The following is a 22,772-nucleotide window of genomic DNA, read 5'->3' on the forward strand; positions in this document are numbered from 1 at the left end:
GTGGCTGGTTGGTCGTCAGGCATGGTCACCGGACCGGTCGCAGCCGCCTCGGCCTCGGCCGGGCCGGTGACGACCGGATGTCGGCTGACCGGTCGCCGCGTCGGGTGCACATTCGCGGCGGGCGGCCCGTAGCCGCCAGACGACGAGCGCCCCGAGTGCCAGCACCGCGACCACGACGGCGGCCGCCCGGCCGGCGACCTCCTCGATCGCGGCGTACGAGCTGCCGGCCAGGTAGCCGATCAGCACCGTGCCGATCCCCCAGACCAACGCACCCGCGACGTTGTAGGCAAAGAACCGCCGGTACGGCATGTGTGCCGCACCGGCCAGGGCGGGCATCACCGCGTGGAAGAAGGTCACGAACCGGCCGACGAAGACCGCGGTGCCGCCCCGTACCGCCAACTGGTGTTGCGCCCGCCGCACCCAGGCCTGCCGCTTGCGCAGGAAGCGCATCCGCAGCAGCCGGGGCCCCAGGGCCCGGCCGATCAGGTAGCTGGTGGTGTCACCGGCCACGGCCGCGCTGACCACCACCACGGTGATGCCGGCCAGCGAGATGGTGCCGAGGCTGGCGGCGACGCCGCCGAGCACCGCAGCGGTCTCGCCGGGGAACACGAAGCCGACGAACAGCGCGTCCTCGGCGAACACCAACAGCCCGACCAGCAGGTAGATCAGCGCACCATCCATCGACAGCAACCGCTGCAGCCAGTCGCTCAGCACAGCACCCCCCGCTCGTGGGGGGCCGCGGACCCGACGTTAGCAGTTGTGGGGCGGCGCCCGTGACGGTCCGACGGATGCGGCGTCGGGGCGTCACGGGCGTACTCCCCACCACAGAGAGGTGTCACCCCGATCTCTTAACCGGTTAAGCGTCACGCTACGCGCGCGCCCATCCGCTGTTCCGCTGGGCCGGCGGCTGGGGCATGCCCGCCTGGTTCTGGCGCAATATCGAGGAGCCAGACCGGACGATCTACCGAACCCTGGCTCGGGGCTCAACCCGACTCCACCCTCAGGCCAAGAAGAGATCAGATCCGGTGAGAAGACGACGGCCTGGGGCTTCTCACCGACACTGATCCGCTGCTGGTCGGCTGGCCCGCCACGGATCACCTTTGCTGAGAACCCACAGCCGGCCGGCTAACCGTCGACAGGCCTGCTCGTCACCACCCGTAAACGCCGTGCGGCCTAACGCACCTCGTTGGCGAGGGCGAGCACGCGGTCGACCGTCAGCTCGTCGAGGCGGTCGACGACGAGCGCCACGCCGGCCAGGGCATCGGCCGCCGGCGGGTACCCGGAGTGCGGCACCGCGACCACTACCAGACCGGCGGCCACGGCGGACCGCAGCCCGTTGCTCGAATCCTCAACCGCCAGGCACCGCCGCGGCGGTACACCGAGCAGCCGTGCCGCCACCTGGTAGACCTCGGGGTCCGGCTTGCCGGCCGCGCACTCCTCGGTCGACACGGTCGCTCGGAACGCCTCGGTGAGCCCCGCCGTGGCCAGCACCTGTTCGATCAGGCGGCGGGGTGAGGAACTGGCCAGCGCGAGCGGGAACCGCCCGGCGAGGTCACGGACCACCTCGATCGCGCCCGGGATCAGCGGCAGCTCGACCCGGTACCGCGCCGCCATGGCGTCGATCACCTCGTCGGCGACCCGGTCGGCACCACGCCCGACGCCGAGGTCCGCGTCCAGGTAGCCGGCCCACTCCGGGGTGCTCATCCCCATCAACCGCTGCTGGGCGTCCGGCAGCCACCGACCACCGGCCCCGGCCACGTAGTCGCGCCGGACCTGCTCCCAGACCGGTTCGGTGTCGATGAGTACGCCGTCCATGTCGAACACCACTGCCGAGATCATGACCCCATCCTGCCCGGTCGACCGGAATCGACCCGGAGCGGGGTCACTGAGCGCTATCCTCGCGGGTGAGCTCCCCTTTCTCGATCCGAGCCGGGTCGCTGCAGCGGCCCACGCACCGGACAGAAGCGGTGAAAGGAGTTGCGATGTCGGAGCACGCCGCACCGGCCCGCGACCGGATCGTGGCCGGCCTCCACGACTCGGCATCCAGCTGGGCCGCCGTCGCCCTGGCCGCCCGGGAAGCCGCCACAGCGCACCGGCCGCTGCGACTGGTGCACGCTCTCAACTGGATCCCGGACGACCTGTCCGGCGGCGACGAACCCCAGCCGGACGCCTACCAGCTCGTCGAACGTGCTGTGGAGACCGCCACCCGGACGGCCCCCGGAATCGACGTCACCACCGAAGTGTCCGAGAACGCCCCAGCCACCGCGCTGCTGCGGGAGTCCCGGATGGCGTCGTTGGTCGTGATCGGCGACGGGGACCTGGCCCGGTGGACCTGCCTGCCGCTGGACGCACTCGCCGTACAGATCGCCGCCCGCGCGGACTGCTCGGTGCTGGTCGCCCGGGCCGGTTCCGAGCCGGCCCCCGATCCGGCCGCGCCGGTGCTGGTCGGTGTGGACGGCTCGGCCGGCTCGGAGCGCGCGCTCGGCTTCGCTTTCGACGCCGCCGCGCAGCGGGGCAGCGACCTGATCGTCGTACGCAGCTGGGAGAGCGAGTCGAGCTGGGCCGACGCCTCGGCGTCGACCGCCGACGAACTCGCCGCGGCGGTCACCCCGTGGCAGGAGAAGCATCCCGACGTCGCGGTCCACCAGCAGGTGGTGAACGGACCGCCGGCCCGGGTGCTGATCGAGCGTTCCGCCCAGGCCGGGCTGGTGGTCGTCGGCGCCCGTGGCGATCATCCGCTGCGGGTACCGCTCGGCGCGGTCAGCCAGGCGGTGCTGCACCACGCCGGGTGCGCGACGGCGATCGTCCGCGAAGGCGGCCCCCGGCCGCCCGCCGGCGACTGACCGGGACCTATGCCCTGGGGGGTGGCCCGACCGGCCCTGCCCCGCCCGCACCGCCCACTGCTACCACGGAAGGAGAGAGATTCGCCGACCAGTGCAGGAGGCGGGCGCCATGCCGAAATTCGTCTACGACTTCATCGAAGGTAACCGCGAACTCACCGACCTGCTCGGCGGCAAGGGCGCCAACCTGGCGGAGATGACCCGGCTCGGTCTGCCGGTGCCGCCCGGTTTCACCGTCACCACCGTCGCCTGCCGCGCCTACCTCGCCGACGGCACACCGCCGGCCGGGATGTTCGACGAGGTCAACCGCCACCTCCGGGGCATGGAGGCGCGGCTGGGCAAGCGGCTCGGCGACCGGCACGACCCGCTGCTGCTCGCCGTACGGTCCGGTGCCCGGTTCTCGATGCCCGGCATGATGGAGACCGTCCTGGACATCGGGTTGACCGACACCACCGTGCACGGCCTCGCCGCGCAGAGCGGCGACGATCGCTTCGCCTGGGACTCCTACCGCCGGTTGGTGCAGATGTTCGGCCGGACCGTGTTCGGCGTGCCCGACGAGCTGTTCACCGCCGAGTTGGAGACGGTCAAACGGACCGCCGGGGTCACCGTGGACTCGGCGCTCGGCGCCGAGGACCTGCGCGCCCTGGTCGAGGCGTACCAGAAGGTCTTCCACCAGCACACCGGCCGGGACTTCCCGCAGTCGCCGCACGAACAGCTCGACCTGGCGATCCGGGCGGTCTTCGAGTCGTGGAACGCCGAACGCGCGGTGCTGTACCGCCGGCAGGAACGGATCCCGGCCGAGCTGGGCACCGCAGTGAACGTGATGGCGATGGTGTTCGGCAACCGGGGCCCGGACTCCGGCACCGGGGTGGCGTTCACCCGCGACCCGGCGACCGGGGCACGCGGCGTGTACGGCGACTACCTGGCCAACGCTCAGGGCGAGGACGTGGTGTCCGGGGTCCGCAACACGGTCCCGTTGCAGGATCTGGAGCGGATCGACCCGCGCAGCTTCCACCGGCTGATGACGATCATGGACACCCTGGAGCACCACTACCGCGACCTGTGTGACGTCGAGTTCACCATCGAACGCGGCACCCTGTGGATGCTGCAGACACGGGTCGGCAAGCGGACCGCCGAGGCCGCCTTCGTGATCGCCGCGCAACTGGTCGACGAGGGCGTCATCGACCTCGATGAGGCACTCGACCGGGTCACCGGGGCCCAGCTCGGTCAGCTGATGTTCCCCCGGTTCGACCCGGCAACCGCGCCCACGCCGCTGGCGGTCGGCGTACCGGCCGCTCCGGGCGCGGCCGTCGGCCGGGTGGTGTTCGACTCCGAGGCGGCGGTCGCCGCCGCCGGTCGGGGCGAGCAGGTCATCCTGGTGCGTCGGGAGACCAACCCGGACGACCTGCCCGGAATGATCGCCGCCGCCGGCATCCTGACCAGCCGGGGTGGCAAGACCTCGCACGCCGCCGTGGTGGCGCGGGGCATGGGCCGTACCTGCGTCTGCGGCGCCGAGGCGTTGACCGTCGACACGGCGGCCGGCCAGATTACCGTCGCCGACGGCACCGGGGCGGCACCGACCGTGCTGCACGCCGGGGACCTGATCTCGATCGACGGGGCGACCGGCGCCGTGTTCGCCGGCGCCGTCCCGGTACACCCGTCACCGGTGTTGCGCTACATCGAGGGCGAGCTGGCACCGGAGGCGGATCCATTGGTGTCGGCGGTGCACCGGCTGCTGGGCCACGCGGACGTGGTGCGCCGGCTCGCGGTGCGGGCCAACGCGGACACCGCCGCCGACGCCCGCCGGGCCCGGGCCGAGACACTCGGCGAGGACCCGGGGCACGACGAGCGGCTGCTCGCGGCGGTCCGCCGGATGCACGAGGCCAACCCGATGCTCGGCCTGCGCGGTGTCCGGCTCGGACTGATGGTGCCGGGCCTGTTCGCCACCCAGGTGCAGGCGATCGCGGAGGCGACCGTGGCCCGGCTGCGGGCCGGCGGCGACCCCCGTCCGCAGATCATGGTGCCGCTGGTCGGCGCGGTGCAGGAACTGGAGGCGGTACGGGACCAGGCCGAGGCGCTGCTCGCCGGCTTCGACGGTCTGCCGCCGGTCCCGGTCGGCACCATGATCGAGGTGCCACGAGCGGCCCTGACGGCCAGCGCGATCGCCGAGGTGGCGGACTTCTTCTCGTTCGGTACCAACGACCTCACCCAGCTGGGTTGGGGCTTCTCCCGCGACGACGTGGAAGGGGTGTTTCTTCGGCCGCTACCTGGAGCTCGGCATCTTCCCGGTGTCGCCGTTCGAGTCGATCGACACCGCCGGTATCGGACGGCTGATCCAGATCGCGGTCGCCGACGCCCGGGCCACCCGGCCGGATTTGGAGATCGGAGTCTGCGGCGAGCACGGCGGCGACCCGGACTCGGTGCGGTTCTTCCACGACGCCGGATTCGACTACGTGTCCTGCTCGCCGTACCGGGTGCCGTTGGCCCGCCTGGAGGCCGGCCGCGCGGCGGCACAGATCCGGCCGTGCTCATCCCAGTGAGCAGCGGCGGCCGTGACGGTGGCGGTTGCCGCGGTGAGCGCCGCAGCGGTCGCGGCGGTCGCTCGCCGCCGCCCCGCCGCCGTCGGTACGGTCACCATCGGACCGGGCGGCTGGGTCAGCGTCAGAGGGTTGCCCGGTCCAGCGCCACGGGTCGTCGCCGACGGCCGTCGGCCCTGGTGGGCCCGGCTGCTGCGGGCCCGGCGGTTGCGTCGGTGAGCCCGCCGGGCACGGTAGGTACAGCGCAGCCCGGCATGGTCGGGGACGGCAACCATGTGGACGAAGTTCACGTATTGGTACTCATATGATTACCCTGTGACAACCCCCGACACGTGGCGCCTTCCGCCCTGGACCCTGCTCAGCAACCACGGACACGTCCTGCTCGCCATCGCCCGCGACCCGCGGGCCCGGCTGCGGGACGTGGCGGCGCGGGTCGGGATAACCGAACGCGCGGCGCACACCATCGTCGCCGACCTGGAGGAAGCCGGATACCTCACCCGGCACCGGGTCGGCCGACGCAACGAGTACACCGTCAATCCGCACGTACCGTTTCGACATCCGGCCGAATGCGACCACCTGGTCGGCGAACTGCTCGCGCTGTTCACCGGCGGCCAGCCGGCACCGGCCGGACCGCCGCCGACGCCGCCCGTATCGCCGCCGCCCGGGCCACATCCAACGCCGGCCGGGCCGCCGCCGACACCGGCCGGTCGACCGACGGGACCCCAGTCCCGCAACGGCGGGTCCTTCGCACCTGTCCCCCACCCGTCAACGGAGGTGGACTGTAGTCAGGTGCAACTGAAGGAGTGAGGACCATGAGCGCCAGTCACCTGATCGTCGTCGGTGTCGACGGCTCCGAGGGCAGCCGCCGGGCACTCGACTGGGCCGCCCGGGAAGCCGCCGAGCGGGGCGGCGCGCTGCGCGCCGTCGTCGCCTGGCGGTGGGACGGTGGAACCGCCGTCAGCCCCATCGAGGAGCGGCAACGCGCCAGCGAACTGCTGGACCAGGAGATCGCCGCGCTGACCGCCCGGCTCGGGTCGGCGACGCCGGTCGTCGGCGAGGTGGTCGAAGGCCGCGCCGCCGACGTACTGAGTGCCGCCGCCCGCAGCGCTGACCTGCTGGTCCTGGGCAGCCACGGCCACGGCCGCCTGCAGCACACCGTGCTCGGCTCGGTCAGCGAGGAGTGCATCCGCAAGGCCACCTGCCCGGTCGTGGTGATCCCCGTCCCCGCGCTGGTCTCCTCGGCCACCGACACCACCAACTGAGCCGGAGGTGATCGCCATGGTCAGGCCGATCGTCGTCGGGTACGACGGGTCGTCCAGCGCCGACGCCGCAGTCAGCTGGGCGGTCGCCGAAGCCGTCCGGACCGCCACCCCGGTGGTCCTCGCGTACGCGTTCGAATGGCCGACCGGGGCCGGGCCGCTGGTCCCCGTGCCGACCAGCTGGCCGAACGCGGCATCCCGACGCGACGCGGAGACGATGCTGCGGGTGGCGGCCGCCGAAGCCGCCGAGACGCACCCGGACGCCGACATCAGCACCGTCGTCCTCGACGGACCCGCCGCCCTACGGCTGCGGGAGAAGTCCCGGGACGCGGCGTTGCTGGTGGTCGGCAACCGGGGGCACGGCGGCTTCGCGGACCTGCTGCTCGGGTCGACCAGCGTGGCCGTCTCCGCGCACGCGCACTGCCCGGTGGTGGTGGTCCGCGGCGCGGCGCACCCGACCGCCCCGGTGGTGGTCGGCGTGGACGGCTCCGAGCCGTCGCTGGCCGCGCTGTGCTTCGCCGCCGAGCAGGCGGCCAGCCGGCTGGTGCCGCTGCGGGTACTGCGGGCCTGGCACCTGCCGGCACCGCAGTGGCAGCCACCGGCCTTCGACCCCCGGGAGATCGTCGCCGCCGAGCGCGCCCTGCTCGACGACGAGCTGACCGGGTGGCGGGAGAAGTACCCCGAGGTCACGATGACCGCCGAGGCGGTCGTCGACAACCCAGGCCGGGTCCTGGTCGACGCGTCGCGTACCGCCAATCTGGTGGTGGTCGGCTCGCGCGGCCGGGGCGGCTTCACCGGCCTGCTGCTCGGCTCGGTGTCGCAGCAGCTGCTGCACCACAGTCACAGCCCGGTCGCGGTCGTCCGCGACACCGTCCCGGCCGACGCCCGCTGAGCGGGCGCGCCGACCCCCCGCCGACGCCCACCGCGCCGACGACCACCCCGCCCGGCGGGCCGTCCCCGACCCGCCGGGCACAAACCCCAAATGGAGGCTGACGTGTTCGCCGAGCAGATCCGCGATCCGTGGCGGACCTTCCAGGGACGACGGTGGCGGGACACGATCGACGTGGCCGCCTTCGTTCAGGCCAACTACACGCCGTACACCGGCGACGCCGGATTTGTCACCGGCGCGACCGACCGGACCCGGGCGGTCTGGGACCGGCTGCGGGACATGTTCGTCGAGGAACGCCGCCGGGGCGTCTACGACATCGACGCCGCCACGCCGTCCACCATCACCGCGCACGCCCCCGGCTACATCGACAAGGACCGCGAGCTGATCGTCGGCCTGCAGACCGACGCGCCGCTGCGTCGGGCGATCATGCCGCACGGCGGGCTGCGGATGGTGGAGAGCGCCCTCGCGGCGTACGGCTACCCGGCCGACCCGCAGGTACATCGGATCTTCACCGCGTACCGCAAGACCCACAACGACGCCGTCTTCGACGCCTACCCGGCCGATGTGCTGCGGGCCCGCCGTTCGCACATCGTCACCGGGCTGCCGGACGCCTACGGGCGGGGCCGGATCATCGGCGACTACCGGCGGGTCGCCCTGTACGGGGTGGACCGGTTGATCGCCGAACGCCGGGCCCACCGCGAGGCGCTGGACCTGGTCCCGTCCACCGACGACGTCATCCGCGACCGGGCGGAGCTGGCCGAGCAGATCCGGGCACTCGGTGAGCTGGTCGAGATGGCAGCCGCGTACGGCTACGACGTGACCCGGCCCGCCGCCGACGCCCGGGAGGCGGTCCAGTGGCTGTACTTCGCCTACCTGGCCTCCTGCAAGGAACAAAACGGCGCAGCGATGTCACTCGGCCGGACCGCCACGTTCCTCGACGTCTACCTGCAGCGCGACATCGACGCCGGACAGCTGACCGAGCTGGCCGCGCAGGAACTGGTCGACGACTTCGTGGTCAAGTTGCGGATCATCCGGTTCCTGCGCACCCCCGAGTACGACGAGCTCTTCTCCGGCGACCCCACCTGGGTGACCGAGTCCCTGGGCGGAACCGGCACCGACGGGCGGACCCTGGTCACCCGGACCACGTTCCGCTACCTGCAGACGCTCTACAACCTGGGACCGGCGCCGGAGCCGAACCTGACCGTGCTCTGGTCGCCCACGCTGCCCGATGGGTTCAAAAGCTTCTGCGCCCAGGTGTCGCTGGACACCAGCGCCATCCAGTACGAGAACGACGACACGCTGCGGTCCTGGTACGACGACGACACCGCGATCGCCTGCTGCGTGTCGGCCATGCGCCTCGGCCGGGACATGCAGTTCTTCGGGGCCCGGGCCAACCTGGCCAAGGCCCTGCTGTACGCCATCAACGGCGGCCGCGACGAGGTCACCGGCGAGCAGATCGCCCCGGTGAGTCAGCCGGTCGGCGGGGAGATCCTCGACTACGACGAGGTCCTCGCGGCCTTCGACCGGACGTTGGACTGGCTGGCCACCACCTACGTCACCGCGCTCAACGTCATCCACCACATGCACGACCGGTACGCGTACGAACGGTTGCAGATGGCGCTGCACGACTACCCGGTGCACCGGTTCCTGGCCTGCGGGATCGCCGGCCTGTCGGTGGCCGCCGACAGCCTGTCGGCGATCCGGTACGCCCGGGTCAAGGTGCTGCGCGACGAGACCGGACTGGTGGTCGACTACGTGGTCGACGGTGAGTACCCGGCCTTCGGCAACAACGACGACCGGGTGGACGAGATCGCGGTCTGGCTGGTCGAGACGTTCATGGCCAAGCTGCGCCGGCAGCCGGCCTACCGCGAAGCCGAGCACAGCCTGTCGGTGCTGACCATCACCTCGAACGTGGTGTACGGCAAGCACACCGGGCACACCCCGGACGGCCGGCGGGCCGGCGAACCCTTCGCCCCCGGTGCCAACCCGATGAACGGCCGGGACCGGCACGGGCTGGTGGCCGCGGCGATGTCCGTGGCGAAGCTGCCGTACGACTGCGCCCGCGACGGCATCTCGCTGACCACCACGGTGACCCCGGCGGGCCTGGGGCGCACCCCGGCGGAACGGGTGGCCAACCTGGTCGGTGTGCTGGACGGCTACACCGACGCCGGCGGCTTCCACCTCAACGTCAACGTGCTGGACCGGGCCACCCTGGAGGACGCGATGGCGCACCCGGAGCGTTACCCGCAGCTGACCATCCGGGTCAGCGGGTACGCGGTGAACTTCGTGCGGCTCACCGCCGAGCAGCAGCGCGATGTCATCTCCCGGACGTTCCACGGAGGGCTGTGAGGTGACCACCGGGGCGGTCCACTCGTATGACGTGTCGATCGGGGTGGACGGCCCCGGTACCCGGTTCGTCGCGTTCCTCGCCGGCTGTCCGCTGCGCTGCCAGTTCTGCCACAGCCCGGACACCTGGTTCCGGCGCGCCGGCACCCCGACCACCGACGACGCGCTGGTCGCGCAGGTACTGCGCTACCAGCGGTTCATCTCGGTCGCCGGTGGCGGGGTGACGCTCAGCGGCGGTGAGCCACTGATGCAGCCGGACTTCGTCCGCGCGGTGCTGCGCCGGTGCCACGACGCCGGCCTGCACACCGCGCTGGACACCTCCGGGTTCCTCGGCGCCCGGGCGGACGACGACCTGCTGGACGCCACCGACTTGGTGCTGCTCGACATCAAGTCGTCCGATCCGCTGACCTACCGTCGGGTGACCCGCACCGGGCGGCTCGATCCGACCCTGCGGTTCGCCCGCCGGTTGGCCGACCGGGGCACCCCGATCTGGGTCCGGTTCGTGCTGGTGCCGGGGCTCACCGACGCCGAGGCGAACGTGGCCGGGGTTGCCGAGGTGGCGGCCGGCCTGCCGACGGTGCAGCGGGTCGACGTGCTGCCGTTCCACCGGCTCGGCGCGCACAAGTACACCGAGCTGGGCCTGGACTATCCGCTGGCGGCGACGGCACCGCCGGACGACGCGCGGCTGGACCGGGTGCGGGGCCAGTTCCGCGCCCGTGGACTTACCGTCTACTGAGCGGGCCTACCGGCTGCTGGAACTCACCGGCTACCGCGACCCCCGGCTACCGACCTGGTCGCCGTTGGCCACGGTCACCGGGCGGTCGGCCCGCCACGCCGGTGGCCAGCGGAACCGGTGGGTGACGCCACGCCAGCCCCCGCCGGCTGTCGCGCCGGCCAGTTCGGCCGCGATCTGCCGGACCTGGCGGTAGCCGGTGGCCATCAGGAAGGCCGACGCCCGCCCGTAGCTCTTGATGCCGACGACGAAGTAGCCGGACTCGGGATGACGCAGTTCGTCGACCCCGGGTACCGGCGCCGACCAGCCGCAGGCCGGCCCAGGGTCGAGCACCGTGGCCAGGCCACGGCTGGTGCCGAGCACCGGGTCAAGGTCGAGGCGCAGCTCGGCGGCGATCCGGTGGTCGGCACGGAAGCCGGTGGCGACGACCACCCGGTCGGCGACGATCATCCGTCCGTCGCGGCTGAACAGCCGGACCGGACCGAGATCGGACAGTTGCTCCACCCGGTGGGTGACGAATCCGGTCTCCAGGGTGATCCGGCCGGCGTCGACGAGTTGCCGTAGCCGGGTGCCATTCGCCCCGCGCGCCGGCAACGCGTCGGCGGCGCCCGGCGCGAAGACCGGATCGACGGTCACCCGGCGGACCGCCCAGGTAATCCGGGTGCCGGGCTGCTGGTCGGCCAGCTCGATCAGGTCGAGCAGGGTGGTGGCGGCCGAGTGTCCGGCGCCGACCACGACGGTGTGCCGGCCGGCGTGTGCCGGCCGGTCGACGCCGAGCACATCGGGCAGGGCGAAGTCGAGATGTGCCGCGGCGGCCCGCTCGCCGATCGCCGGCAGGCCCTCACCACCCAGATGGTTGGGGGTGTCCCAGGTCCCCGACGCGTCGACGACGGCGCGGGCGAGCTGTTCGGTACCGTCGGCCAAGCGGGCCACGAACGGCGCGTTGACGCGTCCGGCGCCGCGCAGCCGGTCGATGCCGAGCCGGGTGATCCCGGTGACCCGGGTGCCGTAGCGGATCCGGTCGGCCAGTACCGGCAGCTTCGCCAGCGGCAGCAGGTACTCCTCGATCAGTTCGGCCCCGGTCGGGTGGTACCCGGATTCGGGCACCGACCAGCCGGCGGCGTCGAGCAGTCGGCCGGCAACCGGGTCGATGTTGTCCCGCCAGCTGCTGAACAGCCGTACGTGCTGCCAGCTACGGATCGCGGCACCGGCGGCGGCACCCGCTTCCAGCACCAGCGACGGGACCCGGTGCCCGGCGAGATGGGCGGCGGCGGCCAGTCCCACCGGGCCGGCGCCGATCACGACCACGGGCAGTTGCCGGGCGGCGTACTCGATGCTCATCTGTCTCCTCTCGACGTGGTGGCGGCCAGCCGAGACGCAGCACGCAGCACGGGACGTCCGGGAGCCAGGCCCGTCACCCCATCAGCTGAATCGACGCCTGTCGAGACAGCGCATCATGCTGTACCGCGCCCTGAGCTCCGGCTAGGCGGACAAGCGTCCAACGACCACCCCGCCGCGGCCGCTCGCACACCGGGTCCGATTACCGACCGGTCACCTCGTCGCGGCCATCACCCGTCGCGACCGGGCCGGCGGCCGGCCGGATCCACGTCAGCGGCCGGTCGGGACGAATCCCCGTCGATGGCCGGTGGATAGGCGTACAGCTCGGTGAGCCGGGTCCGGGCGGCGTGCAACCGGTCGACCACGACCCGCATGAATCGAGTGGTCAGCTCCCGGCCCAGGGCGTCGTCCTGGCTGATCATCCGACGGGTACCGGCCGCGTCGAACTCGATCGTCAGGGTCTGGTCCACCGCCACCGCCCCGAACTCCCAGCGGTACGGCGGAAACAGCCACGACCAGCCCAGCACGCTCCCGGCCGCAACCGTCTCAATGTCGATCTCGCCACGGCCCGGCACCTGGAAGTTCAACGCCACCTGCCCGGTCCGCAGCAGCCAGAACCGGTCCGCCGACCGTCCCTGCTGGAAGATCTGCTGCCCGCTGTGCCGGACCCCGGGGCGCGCCTGGTACGACAGCCGCTCCAGCCAGGGCCGGGGTAGGTCGGCCAGGAACGGGTGGGCGTCGAGCAGATCGATGGTCCGGATCATCGCTCCTCCGTCCGATCACGGACACGTACCACGGACTTCCATCGCAGCTGACGGTCCGCCCTGGGCGACAGGGTCGGAGGTCCCGCCCGGGCGGGACGCAGTGCCCGTCGGGAAGCGGCGCAACGCCCCTGCCCCGACGGACCGATCCGGACGAGAGTGGAACCGATGAGGGCGCGACGGGCAGAAGGGGTGGTGGGCGGCGATGAACGCCGGATGGATCAGGAACGGACGGCCAGGTCCGCTGATGGCGGCCTGCCTGGAGGCCGCAGCCGCCGCACCGTCGGTGCACAACAGCCAGCCGTGGCGGTTCCGCCCGCACCCGACCGGCATCGAGGTGCTCGCCGACCGGCGCCGACAGGTCGACCTGGTCGACCCGGCCGGCCGGGAACTGACCATCAGCGTCGGCGCCGCCGTGTTCAACCTGCGGGTGGCGATGCTGGCCCACGGTCGGATGCCGGTCATGCGGCTGTTGCCCGAGCCCGACAACCCGGACCTGCTGGCCCGGATCGCGGTCGGGGCGCCGACCGAGACGGACGAGACGGTACGGCTGCTCGCCCGGGCCGTCGCCCACCGGCGCACCAACCGCCGCCCGTTCGCCGACCTGGCGGTCCCCGGCGAGGTGCTCGACGAGCTCACCGCCGCCGCCCGGACCGAGCACGGTCGGCTGGCCGTCGTCGACCCGATGATGCGCTCGTCGGTGCTGGCGCTGATCGGCACCGCCGAGGACCGCCGTCGGGTCGACCCGGCGTACTGGGCGGAGCTGGAACGGTGGACCCGGGACCGACCGGGCCGGCTCGACGGCGTACCGCCGCAGGCCTTCGGACCCTGGCCGGTCCCCCGCACCGTGCCGGTACGCGACTTCGGACTGGTCTGGCCGGCCCCGCGACGGCGGGTCGCCGCGTTCGAGGAGGACCCGGTCCTCGCCGTGCTGTACACCGTCGGCGACGCCCCGCGGGACTGGCTGCGCGCCGGGCAGGCGCTGCAGCGGGTGCTGCTCACCGCGACGGTACGCGGCCTGGCCACCACGCTGCTGACCCAGCCGCTGGAGTTTCCCGAACTGCGTGACCTGCTCGGTCGCCAGCAGGACGGACGGCGGGCGCAGGCGATCATCCGGATCGGCTACGGGCCGCTCAGTCCACCGGTGCCCCGCCGGCCGCTCGCCGAGTTGCTCGAACCCGCGCCGACCCGGCCGGTCGACGCGGTGGGGGTGGCCGGTGCCAGTTGACACGCGACCGGTCGTCGATCCGGGCGTACCTGCCGTCGATCCCGTGCCACCGGTCGATCCGGGTGGACTGGACGCCGCCGAGGTCACCCGGCGGACCATCGAGTACGGGCCGAACATCGTGCCGGGCGGGCCCGACCGCACCGGGCTGGTCCGCCGGGTGGCCCGCCAACTGAGCGATCCGCTGGTCGTGCTGCTGCTCGCCGCCGGGGTGGTCACCACGGCACTCGCCGACTACCCGAACACCGTGGTGATCCTGCTCGTGGTGGTGGTGAACACCAGTATCGGCGTGGTTCAGGAGGTCCGGGCGGACCGGGCGGTCGCCGCGCTGGACCGGCTGGCGGCGCCGGTGGCCCGGGTGCGACGCGACGGTGTCGACCGGGTCGTGCCGGCGGCCGAACTGGTCCCGGGCGATCTGGTGAAGATCACCGCTGGCGACATCGTCCCCGCCGATCTGGTCCTCACCGCCGCGACCCGGCTGCGCTGCGACGAGTCGACACTGACCGGTGAATCGGTGCCGGTGCAGCACGACGACGGTGACCGGGCCCACGCCGGCACCGTCGTCGTCGCCGGCCGGGCGACCGGCATCGTCACCCGGACCGGCGCCGACAGCGCGTTGGGGCGGATCGCGCCGGCCACCCCGACCGCCCACCGAGTCGGTGCTCGGCGCCGGCCTGCTCGCCGGGGTGCTCACCACCGGCACGTTGATCACGGCGGTCACCCTGGCGGCCGGTGTCGCCGCGTACCACATGGGCCGGCCCTGGCAGACGGTGGTCTTCGTCACCCTCGGGCTGGCCCAGCTGGGCGTCGCGCTCGCGGTCCGGGCCCGTCGGGGCACGGCGGCGGAAGGCACTCAACGGGGTACGACGGCGGCCGACGGCCGACGGCGGATGGCGAACCCGGCGCTGGTATTCGCGGTGGCCGGGGCGGGCCTGCTGCAGCTCGCCGGGGTCCACCTCGGTCCGCTGCGGGCGCTGCTCGGCACCGAGCCGCTGGCCCTGACCGAGTTGGCGGCCTGTGCCGCTGTCGCGGCGCTGCCCGCACTGGTGTTACATCTGTCCCGGAGCGGGAACGGACGTGGTTCGGGTCCGGATTCCCCGCGTCCCGTCGGCCACGAGCCGTCGGCGTAGCAGACCCAGACCAGGAGGCAGCAGATGGACGAGGTCACCACCAACGGGACCGGGACCGGGACCGGGACCACCGTCGACACGGCGGTGACCGGCGTCGACGCCGCGACCGCCGACCGGCCGTTGGCCGCCGTACTGGCCGAGGCCGCCGCGGCCGCCGGCTACGCGCCGTCGGTGCACAACACCCAGCCGTGGCAATGGCGGGTCCGGCCGGACAGTCTGGAGCTGCGCGCCGCCCGGGACCGGCAGTTGCCGGCCACCGATCCGGACCGCCGGTTGCTCATCCTCAGCTGCGGCGCCGCGCTGCACCACGCGAGGATCGCGCTCGCCGCTCAGGGCTGGACGGCGCAGGTGCAACGGCTGCCGGACCCGGCCGAGGAGGACCTGCTGGCGGTGCTGCGACCCACCGAACGGATCGCGGTCCAGGCCGACACCGTCCGGATGTTCCAGGCGATGCAGGTGCGACACACCGACCGTCGGCCGGTCAGCGACGAACCGCTACCGGTCGCGGCGGTCACCGCGGTCACCGCCGCCGCCGGCACCGGCGTCCAGCTGCAGATCCTCTCCTCCGACCAGGTGATGCTGCTCGCTGCGGCGGCCAGCCGGGCGGAGGAGGCCGAGTCGGAGGACCCGCAGATCCGCGGCGAACTCGACTACTGGACCGGGCTGGGCACCCCGCCCGGCACCGGACTGCCCGAGGAGGTCCTGCCGGAGCGGGCCGCGCAGACCACGGTGCCCGGACGCGACTTCGGCCGGTCCGGCACCCTGCCGGTCGGCGGCGGGCACGACCGGGCCGCCGTCTACGCCCTGCTCTTCGGTGACGACGACGAACCGACGTCCTGGCTGGCCGCTGGCGAGGCGCTCTCGTCGGCCTGGCTGACCGCGACCGAGCTGGGCATCTCGGTGGTTCCGCTGAGCGGGGCGGTCGAGGTGGCCGCCACCCGGCAGACCCTGCGACACATCCTCGCCGGGCTCGGCTACCCGTACCTGGTGCTACGGCTCGGCATCGCCAGCCCGGACCACGCCGGCCCACCGCACCCGCCGAGGATACCGGCGGCTCAGCTGGTGGACACCAGTGAGGTGAACGCCGCGAACCCCCACGCCACCGACCCCGAGGAGGGTCGATGAATCCCGACGGACCCGTACTGGTCGGCGTCGACGGTTCCAAGGCCGCGGTGCAGGCCGTCCGGCTGGCCGCCCGGGAGGCCGCGATGCGACGGCGCCCGCTGCGGATCGTGCACGCCTTCGTCTGGCCGGCGCTGCAGGCACCGATGGCGTTGGCACCAGCGGTGCCGCCGGAAGGTGAGGTCGAACGGTACACCCGGGAGATCGTCGACGAGGCGGCCAAGGCGGCGGCCGACGAAGCGCCGCAGCTCGAGATCGCCACCCAGGTGGTCGACGGGGCCGCCGCAATGGTCCTGCTCGCCGAGGCACGCTCCGCCGCGCTGGTCGTCCTCGGCGACCACGGATTCGGACCGATCTCCGGGGCGCTGATCGGCTCCGTCGCCTCCCAGGTGGCGACCCACGCCGACGGCCCGGTGCTGGTGGCCCGGGGCGACTGCGACCGCAGCGGTCCGGTCATCGTCGGGGTGGACGGCTCCGAGCTGTCGGCACAGGCCGTCGGGTTCGCCGCCGAGGCGGCCGACCTGCGCGGTACGGAGTTGCTCGCGGTCCACACCTGGACCCATCCGCCGTCTATCGGACCGGGTGACATGCAACCGCTGGTCTACGACGCGGCGGCGCTGCAGGCGGAGGAGGAGGCGCTGCTCGCCGAGTCGGTGGCCGGGGTCCGCCAGCGGCATCCCGACCTGACCGTACGGCAGCTGTCGGTCCAGGGGCGGGCGACGAAGGTGCTGACCGAGGAGTCGGCCCGGGGTCAGCTGCTGGTGGTCGGCGCCCGCGGGCGGGGCGGCTTCACCGGGCTGCTGCTCGGCTCGGTGAGCAACGCCCTGCTGTACCGCAGTCAGTGTCCGCTGGTCGTGGTCAGGCCGGCACGGCACTGAGTGGGCCGGACCGGCGGGCGGCGAGCCGAGCCGGTCCGGCGACGGGCCGGCTAGCATCGTCGCTGTGAGCGCCGCGAACCCCCCGCCGGCCGAGCACCGCGACGCGCCGTCGCTCGGCCTGACCCCACTGTCCCGGGTCCGACTGGACCAGCTGCTACACGAGATGCTCGACCGGGTCGGCGAGGTCGTCACCAGTCGGGAGCGGCTCCGTGCGTTGCTCGACGCGGTGGTCGGCATCGGCACCGACCTGGAGCTGCACAGCACCCTGCGGCGCATCGTCGAGGCGGCGTGCGGGTTGGCCGGAGCCCGGTACGGCGCCCTCGGGGTGATCGGCCCGGACCGCCATCTGGTCGATTTCGTCACCCACGGCATCGACCCGCAGACGCACGCGGCGATCGGTGACCTGCCGCACGGTCGGGGCGTTCTCGGCCTGCTCATCGACGATCCGGCACCGGTGCGGATGCCGGACATCACCAGGCACCCGCGGTCGTACGGATTCCCGCCGCACCATCCGCCGATGCACAGTTTCCTGGGAGTGCCGCTGCGCATCCGCAACCAGGTGTTCGGCAACCTGTACCTGGCCGAGAAGCAGGGCGCGGCCGAGTTCACCGAGGACGACGAGGAGATCGTGACGGCGCTGGCCGCCGCCGCCGGCGTGGCGATCGAGAACGCCCGGCTGTACGAGTTGGCCAACCGACGCGAACGTTGGCTGGCCGCCACCGCAGAGATCACCGGCGTACTGCTCGGCACCGTGCGCCGCACCGACGCGCTGGCCCTGGTCGCCCGGCGGGCACGTGAGGTGGCCGAGGCGGAGATGGTGCTGGTCCTGGTCAACGATGACGAGGCGGCCCAGTTCACGGTCGAGGTGGTGGACGTACCGCGGGGGTCGACCTCCGGGCTGGTCGGCGCGGTGCTGCCGGCTGGTGAGACCAGCTTCGCCGGCGCGATCACCAGCGGTGAGCCGATCATGGTGGAGAGCCTGGCGAAGGCGGCACCGTGGCCGGTGCCGGTCACCGCCGGACCGGCGGTGATCTCTCCGCTGACGGTCTCGGAGACACTGCACGGCGTGCTGGTGGTGGCGCACCGCGCGGACGCTGCCGGGCCGGCCGACGGGGACGCGCCGCTGCTGGCCAGCTTCGCCGGTCAGGCGGCGCTGGCCATCGAGCGGGCCCGGGCGCAGGAGGAACGCGAGCTGCTGGTGGTGCTGGAGGACCGGGAACGGATCGCCCGCGACCTGCACGACGTGGTGATCCAGCGGCTGTTCGCCACTGGGCTGCAGTTGCAGAGCGCCATGCCGCTGTGCAGTGGCCGACCGGAGATCGGAACACGGATCAACACCGCCGTCGACGATCTGGACTCCACCATCAGGGACATCCGCCGGGCGATCTTCGAGCTGCGTACCCCGATGAGCGCGGTCCTGCGTACCGAGTTGCGCGAGGCGGTCGACTCGGCCGCCGACGGGTTGGGCTTCCGGCCCGCCCTGCAACTGGACGGGCCGGTGGACAGCGCCGTGCCTGACCAGATCCGTCCGGACCTGCTGGCGGTGCTGCGGGAGGCGCTGTCCAACGTGGTACGGCATGCCCGGGCGAGCCAGGTCGCGGTACGGGTGTCAGCACTCGGCGGGGAAATCGCGCTGACGGTGACCGACAACGGCGTCGGAGTGGACCCGGCCGCCGCCCGGGGCGGGTTGGTCAACATGCGGGAACGTGCCGAACAGCGCGACGGAGCCTTCTCGGTGGCCGCCGGGGATCCGCGCGGCACCATCCTGACCTGGAAAGTCCCGTTACGGGACTGACCTGACCCGGAATGGTCCCGTTACGGGACTGACCTGACCCGGAATGGTCCCGTTACGGCAGGGTCAGTGACGCGGGCCGAGCAGCCGGGTGGCGAGCACCGCCGCCTGGGTCCGCCGCTCCAGGCCGAGCTTGGCGAGCAGGCTGGAGACGTAGTTCTTCACGGTCTTCTCGGCGAGGAACATCTTGCCGGCGATCTCCCGGTTGGTCAGCCCTTCGGCGACGTACTCCAGGATCCGGCGTTCCTGCTCGGTGAGCGACTTCAGCTCGTGCGGCTCCTCGACGCCGCTGCGGATCCGCTCCAGCACCCGGCGGGTCACCGCCGGGTCGAGCAGCGACTGACCGGCCGCCACCCGGCGTACCGCGTCCACCAGGTCGGTGCCCCGGATCTGCTTGAGCACGTAACCGGCGGCACCGGCCATGATCGCGGCGAAGAGCGCTTCGTCGTCCTCGTACGAGGTGAGGATCAGCCCGTTGATGGACGAGTCGACGGCCCGCACGTCCCGGCAGACGTCGATGCCGTTGCCGTCCGGCAGCCGGGCGTCGAGGATCGCCACGTCCGGGCGCAGCGCCGGGATGCGCCGGGCAGCCTCCTGCGCGGACCCGGACTCGCCGATCACCTCGATGTCACCGCTGCTCTGCAGCAGGTCGGCAAGGCCACGGCGGACGACCTCATGGTCGTCGAGCAGGAAGACGCGGATCATCCTCTGTTTCTACCCTGTCGCGGGGCGCTACAGCCAGGGACCAAAGTCCCGGGCGCCGGGGTCGCCTGGGGCAGGTGACGGCGGGCGAGGCAGTCGAGACGGACGGGCCCGGTGGCCCGGGAGGATCCGGGACGTACGGCCCTGCCGGTGCCGGCCCGGACCGGACACCGTGTAGTCATGTTGACCACCACGTTCACCATGGCCCAGCTGCGCACCGCGGTGACCGCGGCGGTCCGCGCCCCGTCGCTGCACAACAGCCAGCCGTGGCGGTTCCGGCTGGTCGGCAGCGCGATCGAGCTCCGGCTCGACCCGGACCGGCTGCTCACCGCCTGCGATCCGACCGGCTGGGCCGCCCGGATCGGCTGCGGGGCCGCCCTGTTCAACCTGCGGCTTGCCCTGGCCGCCGCCGGCACACCGGCCGAGGTCCGGCTCCGCCCCGAGCCGGCCGACCCGTGGCTGCTGGCCCGGCTGGTGCCCGGACCACCGCGGCCAGTCACGCCGGCCGAGTCCAGGCTGTACGCCGCAGTGCCACGCCGGCACAGCAACCGGCTGCCGTTGCGGCCGGATCCGGTGCCGCCGCCGGTGCGGCGGCGGCTGATCGAGGCGGCCCAGGCCGAGGGCGGCTGGCTGGAGCTGGTGGTCGGCTCAACCGCCGTCACCGCCGTCGCGGAGATCGCCACCAGCGCCAACCGGGTGCTCGACCGGGATCCCGGGTACCGGGCGGAAGTAGCGCGGTGGACCCGGCACTTCCCGGCACCGGACGGGGTGCCGGCGGCCGCCGGTGGACCGGTCGCGGAGCCGCACGACCTGCTTCCCCGGCGACCGTTCGGCAGTGCCCGTCGCACCCCTGGCCGCGACTTCGAGTCCGAGCCGCTGGTGGCGGTGCTCGGCGCGACCGGCAACACGCCGAGCGACCAGCTCACCGCCGGGCAGGCGCTGCAGCGGGTGTTGTTGACGGCCACCGACGCCGGCCTGGCCGCGTCGATGCTGTCCCAGCCGATCGAGGTCACTCAGGCCCGCGAGCAGCTCCGGCTGGCACTCGGACGATTCGGAACACCACAAATGGTCATCAGGATCGGATACGGTCAGCCCGGCCGACCGACGCCACGTCGGGATCCGGCCGACGTGATCGACACGGTCCTGGAGGAACGATGAGTGACCCGATCGTCGCAGGGGTGGACGGATCACCGGCCAGCTTGTGCGCCGCCCGGCACGCCGCCGAGGCCGCGGTCCGGCACGGCGCGCCGTTGGTACTGGTCCACGGCTATCTGCACGCCTTCGGGTACGGGATCCCGATCAATCCGTACGACGGCGAACTACCCGGGCCGAACGAGGAAGGTGAGCGGATGCTCGCCGAGACCGCCGCGCAGCTGCGCGGCGAGCGGCCCGGCATAACGGTGCAGACCCGGCAGGTGGCAGCCGGCGGGGCCCCTACGTTGATCGAGGAGTCTCGGCACGCGGAGCTGGTCGTGGTCGGCAGTCGGGGCCTCGGCGGCTTCACCGGGCTGCTGCTCGGCTCGGTCAGTTCACAGGTGGCCGGGCACGCACACTGCCCAGTGCTGGTGGTCCGGCCACCGGATGCGCCCGTCGAGGCGGACGGCCCGGTACTGGTCGGCGTCGACGGTTCGGCGCACGCGGAGCAAGCCCTGCACGCCGCAGCCGACGAAGCCGCCGCGCGCCGGGTCGGGCTGGCCGTACTCCACGTCTGGTGGCCGAGTCCGATGCGGGACAGCACGGAGGTCGCGGCACCGGCCGACGGTGCCCGCCGGGAGGCCGACGAACTGCTCGACGCCGCCGTCGCCGCCGTCCGGCGACGCCATCCGGACCTGCCCATCGAGCAGCGGCCGTTGGAAGGGGTCGAGGCGGACGCGGTGATGGTCGAGGCGAGCCGCAAGGCCGGTCTGGTGGTGGTCGGTTCCCGTGGTCGCGGCGGCTTCACCGGGCTGCTGCTCGGCTCGGTCAGTCAGACACTGGTGCACCACGCACACTGCCCGGTGCTGGTGGCCCGCCCACATTCGCACCGCTGACCGGCCCGCCAGCCGGGTCGGACGTCCCTGCCGCCCGGTCAGACGGTGTAGCGCAGGATCGCACCGACGCCGTCGGGCACCTGGTCGGCGAGCTTGTCCGGCACCACCACCAGCCGGGTTCCGCCGGCGAGGGCGGCCCGCACGGCGGCATCACCCAGCGGCACCTCGACGGGATCCGTCACGCCGAAAACGGCCACCGCGCCGACCGTGGCACCGACCTGGTCGGGCTGCGGTCCGGCGTACGCCGAACGGGTTGTCAGCTGCGGGTCGTCGACCAGCAGCAGGGTGTCGACCTGCCGGCGGGCGAGCGTCGCGAGCGTGTCCGACGCCCCAGCGGCGGCCCGGTCAGCCTGGCCGATCTCCCGCCGGTACGCCGCGACGGCGGCGGCCACGTCCGCGTCGGCGATGCCCTCCACCACGTCGACGGCCTGTTCGACCGCCGCGTCGGTGGTGTCGTAGGCGCCCTGCACCTCGTGCAGCAGTTCGGCGACCCGGGTCGGCGACTTGTCCCGTAGGAACTGCACCGCCCGGACGTCCCCGGTGACCACGACCGCCCGGGGTCGGACCTCGTCGACCAGTTCGGCGAGCCGCTCGGCCACCAGCGTCGCGTTGGCCTCCCAGCGGTCCTCGGCCCGCTGCTGGTACCGCCGCTGGGACCAGCCGCCCGGATGCGACCGGGTGATGTGCAACGTCTCCCCGGCGACCGACTCGGTCACCTCCACACCGTCCGGCTGCAGGGCGACGATCTCGGCGCCGACCCGGTCGGTCGCCACCACCAGAACGGGTAGCTGCCGCTGCTGCCAGCGCAACAGGGGCAACAGGTGCGGGATCGCACCGTAGCTGGCGATCTCCCGCTCCGGCGGTTCCGGCAGCTGACGCACCAGCCGCACCCGCTCTGCGTCGGCGATCACCACCAGGGTGTCCCCGTCGGCGTAGGCCCGGTTCGTCAGCCCGCCGATCACGTCGAGCAGTTCGCCAGGCGCCCCCGCCTCGGCCAGCCGTTGGCGGGCCGCCCGCCAGCGCAGCTGGACCTGCTCGCCGGTGTCCGGGGCCCGGCCGCTGGTGTCCAGGTAGAGCGACACGAACGGGCCGGGGACGGTGGCCAGGTCGGCGAGGGTGGTACGGGGCGTGGTCGAAGTCACCGTAGGTCCTTCCTTGGTCGTCGGCAGGTCGTCCCTTTGCGGTACCCG

19 protein-coding genes and 3 pseudogenes are annotated in these 22,772 nt (G+C 73.0%); 16 read left to right on the plus strand and 6 right to left on the minus strand.

Features of this window, described 5'->3' with window-relative positions:
• Positions 1–15: 15 nt before the first annotated feature.
• Both ACXAHD_RS03190 and ACXAHD_RS03195 read right to left on the minus strand, forming a co-directional pair.
• Positions 16–714 carry a DedA family protein gene (locus ACXAHD_RS03190; protein ID WP_281554198.1) on the minus strand — a complete coding sequence of 233 codons (699 nt, stop codon included), beginning with the start codon at positions 712–714 and terminating at the stop codon, positions 16–18.
• Positions 715–1,173: 459 nt separating this feature from the next.
• Entirely contained in the window at positions 1,174–1,839 is a 666-nt protein-coding gene (locus ACXAHD_RS03195; protein ID WP_281554197.1) for an HAD family hydrolase, read from the minus strand.
• A 143-nt stretch (positions 1,840–1,982) separates the two neighbouring features.
• Here ACXAHD_RS03195 and ACXAHD_RS03200 point away from each other — a divergent pair, with 143 nt between their 5' ends.
• From ACXAHD_RS03200 to pflA, 8 genes and pseudogenes are all read left to right on the plus strand, one after another.
• Positions 1,983–2,843, plus strand: coding sequence for a universal stress protein (locus ACXAHD_RS03200; RefSeq protein WP_281554196.1), 861 nt, complete (start codon positions 1,983–1,985; stop codon positions 2,841–2,843).
• Between the two features lie 109 nt (positions 2,844–2,952).
• A pseudogene (locus tag ACXAHD_RS03205) lies at positions 2,953–5,380 on the plus strand (pyruvate, phosphate dikinase).
• Positions 5,381–5,413: 33 nt separating this feature from the next.
• On the plus strand, positions 5,414–5,596 hold the full coding sequence (locus tag ACXAHD_RS03210; RefSeq protein WP_475048472.1) for a hypothetical protein: 183 nt from the start codon (positions 5,414–5,416) through the stop codon (positions 5,594–5,596).
• Between the two features lie 96 nt (positions 5,597–5,692).
• A pseudogene (locus ACXAHD_RS03215) lies at positions 5,693–5,983 on the plus strand (helix-turn-helix transcriptional regulator); the annotation flags it as partial.
• Between the two features lie 206 nt (positions 5,984–6,189).
• On the plus strand, positions 6,190–6,639 hold the full coding sequence (locus ACXAHD_RS03220; RefSeq protein ID WP_281554195.1) for a universal stress protein: 450 nt from the start codon (positions 6,190–6,192) through the stop codon (positions 6,637–6,639).
• A gap of 16 nt (positions 6,640–6,655) precedes the next feature.
• The gene (locus ACXAHD_RS03225; RefSeq protein ID WP_281554194.1) at positions 6,656–7,528 is read left to right on the plus strand and encodes a universal stress protein; all 873 of its coding nucleotides are present in this window, start codon (positions 6,656–6,658) and stop codon (positions 7,526–7,528) included.
• Between the two features lie 90 nt (positions 7,529–7,618).
• Positions 7,619–9,874 (plus strand): formate C-acetyltransferase, encoded by a 2,256-nt coding sequence (pflB, locus tag ACXAHD_RS03230; RefSeq protein WP_475048476.1) that lies wholly within the window; start codon positions 7,619–7,621, stop codon positions 9,872–9,874.
• A 1-nt stretch (position 9,875) separates the two neighbouring features.
• On the plus strand, positions 9,876–10,607 hold the full coding sequence (pflA, locus tag ACXAHD_RS03235; RefSeq protein WP_281554192.1) for a pyruvate formate-lyase-activating protein: 732 nt from the start codon (positions 9,876–9,878) through the stop codon (positions 10,605–10,607).
• A gap of 30 nt (positions 10,608–10,637) precedes the next feature.
• On the opposite strand, the gene ACXAHD_RS03240 is transcribed toward pflA, so the two are convergent.
• Positions 10,638–11,945 carry an FAD-dependent oxidoreductase gene (locus tag ACXAHD_RS03240; RefSeq protein ID WP_281554191.1) on the minus strand — a complete coding sequence of 436 codons (1,308 nt, stop codon included), beginning with the start codon at positions 11,943–11,945 and terminating at the stop codon, positions 10,638–10,640.
• A gap of 227 nt (positions 11,946–12,172) precedes the next feature.
• The gene (locus ACXAHD_RS03245; protein WP_281554190.1) at positions 12,173–12,706 is read right to left on the minus strand and encodes a cyclic nucleotide-binding domain-containing protein; all 534 of its coding nucleotides are present in this window, start codon (positions 12,704–12,706) and stop codon (positions 12,173–12,175) included.
• A 244-nt stretch (positions 12,707–12,950) separates the two neighbouring features.
• Here ACXAHD_RS03245 and ACXAHD_RS03250 point away from each other — a divergent pair, with 244 nt between their 5' ends.
• The 6 genes and pseudogenes from ACXAHD_RS03250 to ACXAHD_RS03275 all read left to right on the plus strand — a co-directional run bounded on the left by ACXAHD_RS03250 (position 12,951) and on the right by ACXAHD_RS03275 (position 18,853).
• Positions 12,951–13,931 (plus strand): Acg family FMN-binding oxidoreductase, encoded by a 981-nt coding sequence (locus tag ACXAHD_RS03250; RefSeq protein WP_475048481.1) that lies wholly within the window; start codon positions 12,951–12,953, stop codon positions 13,929–13,931.
• 43 nt (positions 13,932–13,974) lie between these two features.
• A pseudogene (locus ACXAHD_RS03255) lies at positions 13,975–14,502 on the plus strand (P-type ATPase actuator domain-containing protein); the annotation flags it as partial.
• Between the two features lie 85 nt (positions 14,503–14,587).
• Positions 14,588–15,058 (plus strand): cation transporting ATPase C-terminal domain-containing protein, encoded by a 471-nt coding sequence (locus ACXAHD_RS03260; protein ID WP_281554188.1) that lies wholly within the window; start codon positions 14,588–14,590, stop codon positions 15,056–15,058.
• Between the two features lie 24 nt (positions 15,059–15,082).
• On the plus strand, positions 15,083–16,183 hold the full coding sequence (locus tag ACXAHD_RS03265) for an Acg family FMN-binding oxidoreductase (protein ID WP_281554187.1): 1,101 nt from the start codon (positions 15,083–15,085) through the stop codon (positions 16,181–16,183).
• The gene (locus tag ACXAHD_RS03270) at positions 16,180–17,058 is read left to right on the plus strand and encodes a universal stress protein (RefSeq protein WP_281554186.1); all 879 of its coding nucleotides are present in this window, start codon (positions 16,180–16,182) and stop codon (positions 17,056–17,058) included. Before ACXAHD_RS03265 ends, ACXAHD_RS03270 begins: the two co-directional genes overlap by 4 nt.
• A gap of 118 nt (positions 17,059–17,176) precedes the next feature.
• A complete protein-coding gene (locus ACXAHD_RS03275; RefSeq protein ID WP_475048549.1) occupies positions 17,177–18,853 on the plus strand; it encodes a sensor histidine kinase in 1,677 nt (558 codons plus the stop codon).
• A 63-nt stretch (positions 18,854–18,916) separates the two neighbouring features.
• Here the strand turns inward: ACXAHD_RS03275 and ACXAHD_RS03280 are convergent, their stop codons facing one another.
• Positions 18,917–19,555 carry a response regulator gene (locus ACXAHD_RS03280; protein WP_123600861.1) on the minus strand — a complete coding sequence of 213 codons (639 nt, stop codon included), beginning with the start codon at positions 19,553–19,555 and terminating at the stop codon, positions 18,917–18,919.
• 177 nt (positions 19,556–19,732) lie between these two features.
• On the opposite strand from ACXAHD_RS03280, the gene ACXAHD_RS03285 reads away from it, so the two are divergent.
• Complete coding sequence (locus ACXAHD_RS03285) at positions 19,733–20,710, plus strand: Acg family FMN-binding oxidoreductase (protein WP_475048485.1); 978 nt, start codon at positions 19,733–19,735, stop codon at positions 20,708–20,710.
• Complete coding sequence (locus ACXAHD_RS03290) at positions 20,707–21,582, plus strand: universal stress protein (protein ID WP_281554185.1); 876 nt, start codon at positions 20,707–20,709, stop codon at positions 21,580–21,582. The genes ACXAHD_RS03285 and ACXAHD_RS03290 overlap by 4 nt, the downstream gene beginning before the upstream one ends.
• Before the next feature lie 38 nt (positions 21,583–21,620).
• On the opposite strand, the gene ACXAHD_RS03295 is transcribed toward ACXAHD_RS03290, so the two are convergent.
• Complete coding sequence (locus ACXAHD_RS03295) at positions 21,621–22,724, minus strand: baeRF2 domain-containing protein (protein WP_281554184.1); 1,104 nt, start codon at positions 22,722–22,724, stop codon at positions 21,621–21,623.
• Between the last annotated feature and the right edge of the window lie 48 nt (positions 22,725–22,772).

This window comes from Micromonospora sp. ABR4_055 (assembly GCF_056160425.1).

Bases quoted from the DNA above. Each gene is read 5' to 3' on its own strand.
- ACXAHD_RS03195 (WP_281554197.1), bottom strand. From the start codon at position 1,839: ATGATCTCGGCAGTGGTGTTCGACATGGACGGCGTACTCATCGACACC.
- ACXAHD_RS03200 (WP_281554196.1), top strand. From the start codon at position 1,983: ATGTCGGAGCACGCCGCACCGGCCCGCGACCGGATCGTGGCCGGCCTC.
- ACXAHD_RS03220 (WP_281554195.1), top strand. From the start codon at position 6,190: ATGAGCGCCAGTCACCTGATCGTCGTCGGTGTCGACGGCTCCGAGGGC.
- ACXAHD_RS03225 (WP_281554194.1), top strand. From the start codon at position 6,656: ATGGTCAGGCCGATCGTCGTCGGGTACGACGGGTCGTCCAGCGCCGAC.
- pflB (WP_475048476.1), top strand. From the start codon at position 7,619: ATGGAGGCTGACGTGTTCGCCGAGCAGATCCGCGATCCGTGGCGGACC.
- ACXAHD_RS03240 (WP_281554191.1), bottom strand. From the start codon at position 11,945: ATGAGCATCGAGTACGCCGCCCGGCAACTGCCCGTGGTCGTGATCGGC.
- ACXAHD_RS03245 (WP_281554190.1), bottom strand. From the start codon at position 12,706: ATGATCCGGACCATCGATCTGCTCGACGCCCACCCGTTCCTGGCCGAC.
- ACXAHD_RS03250 (WP_475048481.1), top strand. From the start codon at position 12,951: ATGGCGGCCTGCCTGGAGGCCGCAGCCGCCGCACCGTCGGTGCACAAC.
- ACXAHD_RS03265 (WP_281554187.1), top strand. From the start codon at position 15,083: ATGGACGAGGTCACCACCAACGGGACCGGGACCGGGACCGGGACCACC.
- ACXAHD_RS03270 (WP_281554186.1), top strand. From the start codon at position 16,180: ATGAATCCCGACGGACCCGTACTGGTCGGCGTCGACGGTTCCAAGGCC.
- ACXAHD_RS03280 (WP_123600861.1), bottom strand. From the start codon at position 19,555: ATGATCCGCGTCTTCCTGCTCGACGACCATGAGGTCGTCCGCCGTGGC.
- ACXAHD_RS03285 (WP_475048485.1), top strand. From the start codon at position 19,733: ATGTTGACCACCACGTTCACCATGGCCCAGCTGCGCACCGCGGTGACC.
- ACXAHD_RS03290 (WP_281554185.1), top strand. From the start codon at position 20,707: ATGAGTGACCCGATCGTCGCAGGGGTGGACGGATCACCGGCCAGCTTG.